Source organism: Xanthomonas protegens, assembly GCF_038442435.1.
Lineage (GTDB): Bacteria > Pseudomonadota > Gammaproteobacteria > Xanthomonadales > Xanthomonadaceae > Xanthomonas_A > Xanthomonas_A sontii.
Genome location: NZ_JAQJCQ010000014.1, coordinates 138,220 through 145,384, shown reverse-complemented (window position 1 = coordinate 145,384; position 7,165 = coordinate 138,220). Strand labels below are relative to the sequence as shown.

Below are 7,165 nucleotides of genomic sequence, written 5' to 3'. Positions count from 1 at the left end.
GCGGCGAGGGGGGGCGCGCCTGGGCGGCGGTGACCCCCCCTACGGGTGGCCCCGCCAACCCGCGCCGCGCGTCCCCCCGCTCCTACGTGGTCTCCCGGGCTGGGGCCCTCAGCGCTCCAGCGCCAGGCTCGACTGGCGCATGTCCAGCCCCTGCACCAGCGACTGCAGGGTCTGCAGTTCCTGGGTGTCGGCGGCGTCGATCCACACCTGGGCGAACTGGCCCTTCTTCAGTTCCGCGACCGCGATCCGGCGCGAGGCCAGGCCCGGCAGGTCGGCACCGCCGAGGTCCGGCCGGTACCAGTACACCTGCTCGCCGGCAATGGCGCCCTTTTCCTCGCGCAGCGTGCGCTGCAGCGGAATGTTCGGGTCGCGTGCAGTGAGCATCATGCCCAGCACCTGACGTCCGTCGGCGTCGCTGGCGCGGCAGACGATGAAGCCCTTGTCGCTGCGTTCGCTCCACTGCAGCTTGCTCTGCGGCGGCAGCGGTGGGCAGTTCTGTGCCTGCTGCGCGGTGGCGGCAGCGGCCGGCAACGCCGCCGCAGCGGTCAGCAGCGCCTTGCGCAAGAGTGTCTTCATTCGCGATGTTCCCCATACGCCGCGATGCGACGCGTTCGATCCATACGCACGCCTGTGGCGTCGTCTGCGGGAGCGCCCATCCTGTGCGGGATCCCGGCAGTGCATCCCCCGACGCAGTGCGTGTCCCGTGTGCGGTCACGCGTGCGCGGCCGCGGTTGCACCATAGCCCAGCGTGGCCGCGCTGACAATTGGGATGTGGATTCCGGAATGTCCGTACGCGTGGTACGGCATGGCGGCACCCGACCGGCTGTGCCGATCAGGCAGTTCCGGCTGCGGATCGCGGGCTGACGAGGGCGGTGGCGCTTCGCGTATGGGGGGCGGTGGCCCGATGCGGGCCTGCCGCCGCTCAGTGGCCGGGTTCGGGCAACGGAATGAATTCCTGGTCGTCGCCCGGGATGGTTCCGAAGCGGCCCTCGCGCCAGTCCTGCTTGGCCTGCTCGATGCGTTCCACCGAGCTGGACACGAAGTTCCACCAGAGGTGGCGCGGGCCATCCAGCGGTTCCCCGCCCATCAGCATGGCCTTCAGCGGGGTCTTGGCGCGCAGCCGCCCGCGCGCGCCGGGCTCGGGCAGGACCAGGTGCCGCGCCGGGATGTCCACGCCGTCCAGTTGCGCCTCGCCTTCCAGGATGTACAGCGAGCGCTCGACGTGCCGCGCGTCCAGGTCGATTTCCGCGTCCGCCTCCAGGTCCAGGGCCACGTTGAGGGTGTCGGCGAACACCGTGACCGGCGATTCCTCGCCGTAGGCGCGGCCGGCGATCACCCGCAGCCACGCGCCGTCGCGGCGCTGCTGCGGCAGGCTGGCGGCGGCATGGTGGTAGAACGCCGGTGCGGTCTCTTCCGCCGATTTCGGCAGCGCCACCCAGGTCTGCATGCCGTGCAGCGGATGCGCATGCTCGCGCAGCGTGGCCGGCGTGCGTTCGGAGTGGGAGATGCCGCGGCCGGCGGTCATCCAGTTGACGTCGCCGGCGCGGATCACCTGGTCGGAGCCGAGCGAATCGCGGTGGCCGATCTCGCCGGACCACAGGAAGGTGACCGTGGCCAGGCCGATGTGCGGATGCGGGCGCACGTCCACGCCGTGGCCCGGCTCGAACACCGCCGGCCCCATGTGGTCGATGAAGACGAAGGGGCCGACGCTGCGCGCCTGCACGCTGGGGACGGCGCGGCGCACTTCGAAGCCGCCGATATCGTGGACGCGGGGGGCGATCAGGGTGGGCATGCCGGCGCTCGTGGTGGCAGGAACGGAGCGCAAGCTTCGCATGCGGACGCGTGGCACGGACGCCAGCGGCGCAAGACGCAATGTTCCGCGTGCCGCGGCGCATGGTGTGCGCCTCTCTTGCGCAGGTGATGCGCGTTCGCACATGCGCATCGCGACACGATGCAGGCGACTGCGGGGATCCACGCCCCCGGGCGGGGGCGACCGATCGACGACGCCGGTGGCGACAACGCCATGTGGTTTCAATCCAACGCGTCCGCTTGGGACGCGACATAACAGTGCTGATGCAGCGAGTGCGCCTTCGCAGTCGCGCCACCGATGCCGAGGCTACAGCAAGCCCGGCTGGGCGATCGCCACCTCGCCGCGGCGCGAGGCCAGCCGATCGGCCAGGCGGGTCGGCTCCGGCAGGCGGTAGCCGCGCAGATAGCGCTGGGTCCACTGCAGTGCGCTGTCCACCGCCACACGATGGCCGGGTGAGACGATCAGCGGATTGCAGCGCAGCTTGCTGCGCAGCGCCCAGCCGACCACCTCGCCGCGATGCACGATGGGGCTGTGGTCGCCGGCCTGCGCGCCGGGCTCCTCGAAGCGGCCGGCCAGCAAGGTCTTGGCCACGCCGATGCTGGGCAGCCCGGTGACCACGCCGAAGTGCGCGGCGATGCCGAGCCGGCGTGGATGGGCGATGCCCTGGCCGTCGACGAACACCAGGTCCGGGCGCTGCCGCAGCAGACCGAGCGCAGCCAGCAGCGCCGGCAGTTCGCGGAAGCTGAGCAGGCCCGGCACATAGGCCATCGAGGTGGGCACGCGGGCGATCTCGGCCTGGTGCGGCTGCAGGGTCTGCGCGTCGAGCAGTACCGCGGCGGCGCGGGTGACCTGGCCGTCGTCCTCGAAGCCGACGTCGAAGCCGGCTAGCCAGCGCGGCCGGTCGGGCACATCGTCCTGCAGGCTGACCTGGCGCGCCAGCGTCGCCTGCAGCGCGCGCGCCTGCACGATGCTGCCGTCCCAGTCGCCGAATACGGAATGCGAAGAAGTGTCCATGCACCGATGATCGCGCCGCGTTCGTGGCTGGGGTGTGGAGGGGGCGGGATTGGGGAGTCGGGATTGGGGATTCGTTGAAGGCGCTTCCCGCGCGGCTCTGGCGATCAGGTGGCGCTCGGCCGCTTCGCTTGCTGGAGAACCAGGCCCTTGCGAATCCCCAATCCCGAATCCCGAATCCCGAATCCCCGCCACCAGCTACAATCCAGGGCCGCACGACCCACGCATCCCCCAACGGAGACCGTCGCAGTGACCCGCAAACTCGTACTGTTGCGCCATGGCCAGAGCCAGTGGAACCTGGATAACCGCTTCACCGGCTGGGTCGACGTCGACCTGACCGAGCAGGGCCGCCAGGAAGCCGTGGCCGCCGGTCGGCTGATGCGCGAGGAGGGGCTGCAGTTCGACGTCGCCCATACCTCGGTGCTCAAGCGCGCCATCCACACCTTGCAGGGCGCGCTGAAGGAACTCGACCAGGACTGGCTGCCGGTGCACAAGAGCTGGCGTCTCAACGAGCGCCACTACGGCGGCCTGCAGGGCCTGGACAAGGCCGAGACCGCGGCCAAGCACGGCGAGGACCAGGTCAAGATCTGGCGCCGCTCCTACGACATCCCGCCGCCGCCGATGGACGCCGAGGATCCGGGCCATCCGCTGCACGACCGCCGCTACGCCACCCTGGACCGCAATGCGCTGCCGGCCACCGAGTCGCTGGCGACCACGCTCGAGCGCGTGCTGCCGTACTGGCACGACGCCATCGCGCCGCAGCTCAAGGCCGGGCAGACCGTGCTGGTCACCGCCCATGGCAACTCGCTGCGCGCGCTGTACAAGTACTTGAACGACGTTTCGCGCGAAGAAATCCTAGAACTCAACATCCCCACCGGCATTCCGCTGCTGTTCGAACTGGACGACAGCCTGCAGGTGCAGTCCTACCGCTACCTCGGCGATCCGGAAGCGGCGAAGAAGGCGGCCGAAGCGGTGGCCAATCAGGGCAAGGCGAAGTAAGCACCAGGATCGGCACGCGGCCGGCAGGAGAACGCGATGGGTGGATTCAGCATCTGGCATTGGCTCATCCTGCTGGTCGTGCTCGCCTTTCCGCTGCTGATCGGCATGGTGGTGTGGCTGGCGATCCGCGCCCAGCGGCGCCGGCCGGCTGCGGCGGTGCCGCCGCCGCTGCCGCCCGTTGCCTCGGTCGAGCAGCGCCTGCGCGCGCTGGAGCAGCTGAAGGTGCAGGGGTTGATCGATGCGGCGGAGTACGCACGCCGGCGCGAGCAGATCCTGGCCGCGTTGTGAGTGTGTGACTCCGGCAGGCGCCGCGTTGTCGCGGCCTGCCAAGCGGAAGTGCGGTGTCGACGCCGCGCCGCATGTTGCATGCAGCGCGCGTTGCCGCAGCTGTGCGGCAACGGCGTAACCGGAATTTCCTTACCAGACGCAGCTGGTGAGCAGCAGCCCGGGCTGCACGTCCACCCAGCGCAGACGGTGCGGTTGTCCAGCCGGCAAGGCCGGCGCCAGCGGCGTGGCGATCCGCGTCTCCACGCTGCCGCTGGCCGGGTCGCAGCCTTCGATGCGCAAGGCGTCGAAATCGAAGAAACGGCCGACGGTGGCCGCGGTGGCCTTGTAGAAACTCTCTTTCGCCGAAAAGCCCAGGGTCAGCGCATACGGCCAGCCGCGGACGTGGGCGAGCGCAGCCAACGCGTCACAGTCGCTGGCGTCCAGGGCCACGCTGCGGATCGCTTCGAGCTGGTCCGCGGCCACCACACGTTCGATATCCAGGCCGATGCCGTTGGCTCCGGCGGACGTCGGCACGGCGATGGCGATCGCGACGCCGTCGGTATGCGAGAGGCTGCCAAGGAAACCGTCTGGCCAGAGCGGGGCGCGGTCGGGGCCGATCGGAAGGTCGGTGGCCGTGCTGCCGGCCGCCTGTAGCGCGGCGAGCGCCGCGCGCCGTCCGGCCAGGTACTCGGCCTGGCGCTTGCGCACGCTGCGCGCGATCGACGGCGGCTGCTGCAGGCCGTGGCGCTGGAAATCGTCGCTGTCGAAGGCATCGACCTCGAACGGCAGCAGCCAGGCGTCCGGCACTGCGATGCGATGCGCGCCGAGGGCGAGGCGGGCGAACGGCGGGGCGGCGAGGGCCAGGGCATCCATGGCCCTAGCTTAGAGCGTGTGCTGGCTGTGCGGCGCTTGTGGGGCGCAGGCAGGCATCGCTGTGGTGACCTGTTTCCGCAAGGATTCATCCGAATGCAGCTTGTCCGGCAGGACGGCTCTTGTCCCTTTTGTGGGATCAGCCGCGACCGGCGTTACTGGGAACGCCGGTCGCGGCTGAAGCCGCTCCTACAGGTGGCGCTCCGCAGCGTTGCTTTCAGCCGTCGCTGGTGTCCACCCACACCCGCATTTCGCCCTCGCCGCGATTGGCCCAGGCGAAGTAGGGCACGAAAGTCAGGGTCTGCGGCTGCCGCGCCGGCGGCGGCGCATCGTAGCGGTACAGCGGCGATGCTGCGGCGTCGACGTCGCCGTGCAGGCGTTCGCCGGTGGTCTCCAGCAGCACCTGGCCGGCGAGCGCGCCGGTGCCGGGCACGGCCTGCAGCGTGGCGCTGGCCGGCAGGCGCAGCTGATGCAGGTCGGCGCCGTTGTCGGCCTGCTCCAGGCAGTACACCAGCGGTCCGCGTTGCACCGCGACCTTGCCGGCCAGGTGGCGCACGCGCGGGTGCCCGCTGACCCGCATCGGCGGCATCGGCAGGCGCAGCTGCAGGGTGTCGCCGGACTGCCAGCGCCGGCGCAGCGCGCAGTAGCCGTGCTGGCGGTGCGCGTCGATCGCCACCGGCTCGCCGTTGAGCAGCAGCTGCGGCGCCTGGCACCAGTCCGGCAGGCGCAGCGCCAGTGCCGCCTCCACCGGGGCGCTGCACTCCACCTCGAAGGCGATCGTGTCCTGCCACGGATATTCGCCGCGCTGGCGCAGGGTCAGGGTCTGCCCGCCGACCTCGAACCGCGCGTCGCTGCCGACGTAGAGGTTCACGTACAAGGTGTCGTCGCGGCGGGTGTAGAGGTAGTGGCCGAGCGAGGTCAGCACGCGGGCGATGTTGGGCGGGCAGCAGGCGCAACCGAACCAGCGCTGGCGCACCGGCTTGACGTGGTCGAAGGTGTGGTTGCCGTGGACCGTGGGCGGGTGCACTTCCAGCGGGTTGACGTAGAAGAAGTGGCGCCCGTCCAGGGCCATGCCGCCCAGCACGGTGTTGTACAGCGCCCGCTCCATCACGTCGGCGTAGCGGCCATCCGGCGCCAGCTGCAGCATGCGGTTGGCGAACATCATCAGCCCGATCGAGGCGCAGCTCTCGTTGTAGGCGGTGTCGTTGGGCAGGTCGTAGTCGACGCTGAAGGCTTCGCCGTAGCTCTGCGCGCCGATCGCGCCGGTGAGATACATCTGCCGCTGCGTGGCGTTGTTCCACAGCCGCTCGCAGGCCGCGCGCAGGGTGGCGTCGCCGCTGTGCCGGGCCAGGTGCGCCACGCCGGCGTACAGGTACACGAAGCGCACCGCATGGCCGACCGCGGTGTCCTGCAGCGCCACCGGCAGGTGCGCCTGACTGTAGGCCTTGTCCTGGATCATCCAGGCCGGGCCGTGCCCGCCCCAGAAGAAGGTCTGGCCGCGCTTGGCGTACTCCTCGTCGTAGTAGTGCGGCGTGGTGCCGCGCTGTTCGACGAAATAACGTGCCAATTCCAGGTAGCGCGCCTCGCCGGTGGCCTCGTACAGGCGCATCAGTGCCAGTTCGATCTCCGGATGCCCGGGGTAGCCGTGCAACTGCGACGGACCGGGGCCAAAGGTGGCGTCGATGTGGTCGGCGAGCCGGCACACGATGTCGAGCAGGGCGCGCTTGCCGGTGGCCTGGAAGTAGGCCACGCCGGCCTCGATCATGTGCCCGGCGCAGTACAGCTCGTGGCACTCGGCCAGGTTGGTCCAGCGTTCCTGCGGCGCCTTCACGGTGAAGTAGGTGTTGAGGTAGCCGTCGGCCTGCTGCGCGGCACCTATCAGCTCGATGGTGGCGTCGGCATCGCGCTCCAGCGCCGGATCGGGATGCTGCGCCAGCAGGTAGGCCACCGCTTCCAGCCACTTGGCCACGTCGCTGTCCTGGAACACCATGCCGTAGAACGCGCCGTCGCTGCGGCCGGCGGCGATGCGGAAATTTTCGATGGCGTGGCTGGGTTCGGCATCGGCGACCTTGTCGTTGAGCGCGTCCCACTGGTAGGGCAGCACCACCTCCTGCACCAGGCGCTGGTAGCGCTGCCAGAACGGATCGGCGATGCGCAGGTGGGCGAGCGGCAGTTCCGGGGACGGCACGGGCGAATGCGGCATGGAGC

7 protein-coding genes are annotated in these 7,165 nt (G+C 70.3%); 2 read left to right on the top strand and 5 right to left on the bottom strand.

Annotated features, from left to right (window positions below; translation table 11 throughout):
• Positions 1–108: 108 nt before the first annotated feature.
• The 3 genes from PIQ37_RS16160 to nfi all read right to left on the bottom strand — a co-directional run bounded on the left by PIQ37_RS16160 (position 109) and on the right by nfi (position 2,824).
• Positions 109–576 carry a hypothetical protein gene (locus PIQ37_RS16160; RefSeq protein ID WP_017917461.1) on the bottom strand — a complete coding sequence of 156 codons (468 nt, stop codon included), beginning with the start codon at positions 574–576 and terminating at the stop codon, positions 109–111.
• 346 nt (positions 577–922) lie between these two features.
• Entirely contained in the window at positions 923–1,792 is an 870-nt protein-coding gene (locus PIQ37_RS16155) for a pirin family protein (protein WP_342074231.1), read from the bottom strand.
• Between the two features lie 324 nt (positions 1,793–2,116).
• Positions 2,117–2,824 (bottom strand): deoxyribonuclease V, encoded by a 708-nt coding sequence (gene nfi / locus PIQ37_RS16150; protein WP_342074230.1) that lies wholly within the window; start codon positions 2,822–2,824, stop codon positions 2,117–2,119.
• A gap of 246 nt (positions 2,825–3,070) precedes the next feature.
• Between nfi and gpmA the strand changes: the two genes are divergently transcribed.
• Both gpmA and PIQ37_RS16140 read left to right on the top strand, forming a co-directional pair.
• On the top strand, positions 3,071–3,820 hold the full coding sequence (gene gpmA, locus PIQ37_RS16145; protein ID WP_010342084.1) for a 2,3-diphosphoglycerate-dependent phosphoglycerate mutase: 750 nt from the start codon (positions 3,071–3,073) through the stop codon (positions 3,818–3,820).
• A 36-nt stretch (positions 3,821–3,856) separates the two neighbouring features.
• Positions 3,857–4,108 (top strand): hypothetical protein, encoded by a 252-nt coding sequence (locus tag PIQ37_RS16140; protein ID WP_342074229.1) that lies wholly within the window; start codon positions 3,857–3,859, stop codon positions 4,106–4,108.
• A gap of 129 nt (positions 4,109–4,237) precedes the next feature.
• Here PIQ37_RS16140 and PIQ37_RS16135 read toward each other — a convergent pair whose 3' ends face one another.
• Complete coding sequence (locus PIQ37_RS16135; RefSeq protein ID WP_342074228.1) at positions 4,238–4,960, bottom strand: 4'-phosphopantetheinyl transferase family protein; 723 nt, start codon at positions 4,958–4,960, stop codon at positions 4,238–4,240.
• A gap of 214 nt (positions 4,961–5,174) precedes the next feature.
• The gene (locus tag PIQ37_RS16130; protein WP_342074227.1) at positions 5,175–7,160 is read right to left on the bottom strand and encodes a glycoside hydrolase family 127 protein; all 1,986 of its coding nucleotides are present in this window, start codon (positions 7,158–7,160) and stop codon (positions 5,175–5,177) included.
• Positions 7,161–7,165 lie beyond the last annotated feature (5 nt).